Here is a 2,833-nt window from a genome sequence, read left to right on the forward strand (position 1 = left end):
GTATTCCTCCGGGGTGGGCCGCCTTGTTGAGTTGCAGGTATCCGACGAGGATCTAGCTTTAAGGCTAGCCTTAAGGTCGGTAGATGCGGGTAGAGGTCCTGGGCGGGGTTGAGCGTCGTCGTCGCTGGTCTCGCGACGATAAGATGCGGATCATCGAAGAGACGCTGGCGCCCGGCGCGGTTGTGACGGAGATCGCGCGGCGGCACGGCATTTCGACGAGTTTGGTGTTCACGTGGCGGCGGCGGGCGCGCCTGGCGAGTGTCGTTTCGGCGGGACCGAAGCTTGTCCCTGTTCAGCTCACCCCGGGTGCGACCGAAAGCGTTCCATCGATTGAAGCCCCAGCGGTGATTTCGCCCCGGAGGCGCCGGGGCCTGATCGAGATCGAACTCGGTGGCGGCAAGCGTGTCAGCGTTGACGAGAACGTCGATGCTGACGCGTTGGGGCGGGTCCTTGATGTTCTGAGCCGGCGATGATCCCGATACCGGGTGGCGTCAGAGTCTGGATCGCAACCGGCCACACCGACATGCGTCGCGGCATGCAGGGTCTGGCTTTGCAGGTTCAGGAGAGCCTGAAGCGGGATCCCCACGCCGGAGATCTCTATATCTTCCGAGGCCGGCGTGGCGATTTGGCAAAGATCCTCTGGCATGACGGGATCGGGCTGTCGCTCTATGCGAAACGCTTGGATCGCGGAAAGTTCATCTGGCCTTCGGCGTCAGGTGACGCGGTGTCGATCTCGGCGGCGCAGATGGCGTACATGCTCGAAGGGATCGATTGGCGCAATCCACAACTGACGTGGCGGCCGACAAGGGCGGGATGAGCGAAGAAAAATGTGGAAACCCGCGTATTTTGGGGTGCCGCAAATCACTAAAACTATGATTCACTTCGTCTCATGGATGCTGATCGCGCCGCTCTTGCCGAAGAAAACGCCGCGCTGAAAGCGGAGCTGGCGGTAGCGCGGGCAAAGGCGTCGGAGGACGCCGCGCTGATTGTGCAGCAGACCTTGCGGATAGCGAAGCTCGAGCGCCAGGTTTACGGCCAGAAATCGGAGCGCTCGGCGCGGTTGATCGACCAGCTGGCGCTTACCTTCGAAGAATTGGAAGCTAACGCGACGGAAGACGAATTGGCGGCGGAGCAGGCAGTCGCCAAAACGACTACGGTTGACGGATTTACGCGCAAGCGCGCTGAGCGCAACACGTTCCCAGACCACCTTCCGCGCGAGCGGGTGGTGATCGATCCGCCGACGGCGTGCGAATGCTGCGGCGGCAATCGCTTGCGCAAGCTCGGCGAAGATGTGACCCGAACGCTGGAATCGGTGCCGCGTCAGTGGAAGGTAATCGAGACGGTGCGCGAGAAGTTCTCTTGCCGCGACTGCGAGAAGATCAGCCAGGCACCGGCGCCATTCCATGTGATCCCGCGAGGGTGGGCGGGGCCGAGCCTGCTGGCCATGCTGCTCTATGAGAAGTTCGGCCAGCATCAGCCTCTGAACCGGCAAACCGAGCGTTACGCGTTGGAAGGCGTGCCGATCAGTCTGTCGACCGCAGCCGACGCCGTCGGAGCGTGCTGCACGGTATTGGAGCCGCTGTTGCGTCTGTTGGAAGCCCACGTCATGGCATCCGAACGCCTCCACGGCGACGACACCACCGTGCCCGTGCTGGCCTTGGGCAAGTGCGATGTCGCTCGATGCTGGGTCTATGTAAAGGACGACCGCCCCTTCGGCGGCTCAGATCCGCCGGCGGCAATGTTCTATTACTCGCGCGATCGAAGGGGCGAGCATCCGCAGGCGCATCTGGCCAACTATAGCGGTATCCTGCAGGCCGACGCCTTCGGCGGATACACCAAACTCTACGAGCCCCCGCGAAGTCCTGGGCCTATCAGGGAGGCGGCCTGTTGGGTGCATGCCCGGCGCCCGTTCTTCGCCATGGCGGATCTTGAGGAAAACGCGCGACGTAAGGCTGCTGGCAAGAAGGAGATCGCCCTCTCGCCGATTGCGATCGAGATCGTGCGTCGCATCGACGCCCTCTTCGCAATCGAGCGCACGATCAATGGCCAAGGCGCCGACCACCGAGAGGCTGTCCGCCAGGCGCAGAGCGCTCCGTTGGTTGCCGATCTGGAAGCCTATATGCGTGAGCAGTGCGCCAAGCTCTCCCGCGGTCACGATCTGGCCAAGGCCATGAACTACATGTTCAAGCGCTGGGGTTCCTTCACACGCTTCCTCGACGATGGCCGCGTCTGTCTCTCGAACAACGCCGCCGAAAGAGCGCTGCGCGGCATCGCATTGGGCAGAAAGTCTTGGTTATTCTGCGGGTCTGACCGCGGAGGGCGTCGTGCCGCCGCCATGTATAGCCTCATCGTCTCTGCGAAGATGAACGACGTCGATCCTCAGGTCTGGCTTGCCGATGTACTCGCTCGCATCGCCATCCACCCCGCCCACAGGCTCGATGAGCTGCTGCCCTGGAACTGGAAGATTGCGCAACAGCAAGGCCTCGCGGCGCAGGCGGCTTGATGGGGCCCGTCAACAAAGTCAGCCACGTGTTTACCCTCGGCCATGTCGCCGAGATGCTTGGAGAAGACGAGGAATGGCTGTTCGAGGTCGCCGAAGAAATGGACCCCGAGGATGGGTCGTGGGCGTCGGTGAAGATGGGGTGATGGCGTTCACCGATGAGGGATCGAGAACCTCAAAGAGCTGATCGCAATCCACAAAGAGGACCCTAGCATCATCGAAAAACGCCGCCAAGTGCTCGCTGCGACGATGAAGCCGAAAACCGAGGAGTCCGACGAGCTCTAACGGTTAACTGGAAAGATCAGCGCGCTGCGGCCTACCGCGTAGGGTTAC

4 protein-coding genes are annotated in these 2,833 nt (G+C 62.1%); all 4 read left to right on the forward strand.

The features are described 5' to 3' along the window. Positions 1 to 83 precede the first annotated feature (83 nt). The 4 genes from GWG67_RS38540 (at position 84) to GWG67_RS39040 (ending at position 2,646) form a co-directional block, all read left to right on the forward strand. The gene (locus tag GWG67_RS38540; RefSeq protein ID WP_007591026.1) at positions 84 to 473 is read left to right on the forward strand and encodes a transposase; all 390 of its coding nucleotides are present in this window, start codon (positions 84 to 86) and stop codon (positions 471 to 473) included. Then, positions 470 to 817 (forward strand): IS66 family insertion sequence element accessory protein TnpB, encoded by a 348-nt coding sequence (gene tnpB / locus GWG67_RS38545; RefSeq protein WP_007591027.1) that lies wholly within the window; start codon positions 470 to 472, stop codon positions 815 to 817. Before GWG67_RS38540 ends, tnpB begins: the two co-directional genes overlap by 4 nt. 72 nt (positions 818 to 889) lie before the next feature. Further along, positions 890 to 2,503, forward strand: a complete 1,614-nt coding sequence (locus tag GWG67_RS38550; protein WP_219685683.1) for an IS66 family transposase — start codon at positions 890 to 892, stop codon at positions 2,501 to 2,503. Beyond that, on the forward strand, positions 2,503 to 2,646 hold the full coding sequence (locus GWG67_RS39040) for a hypothetical protein (protein ID WP_342761092.1): 144 nt from the start codon (positions 2,503 to 2,505) through the stop codon (positions 2,644 to 2,646). Before GWG67_RS38550 ends, GWG67_RS39040 begins: the two co-directional genes overlap by 1 nt. Positions 2,647 to 2,833: the final 187 nt, after the last annotated feature.

This window comes from Bradyrhizobium sp. CSS354, assembly GCF_029051725.1.
GTDB lineage: Bacteria > Pseudomonadota > Alphaproteobacteria > Rhizobiales > Xanthobacteraceae > Bradyrhizobium.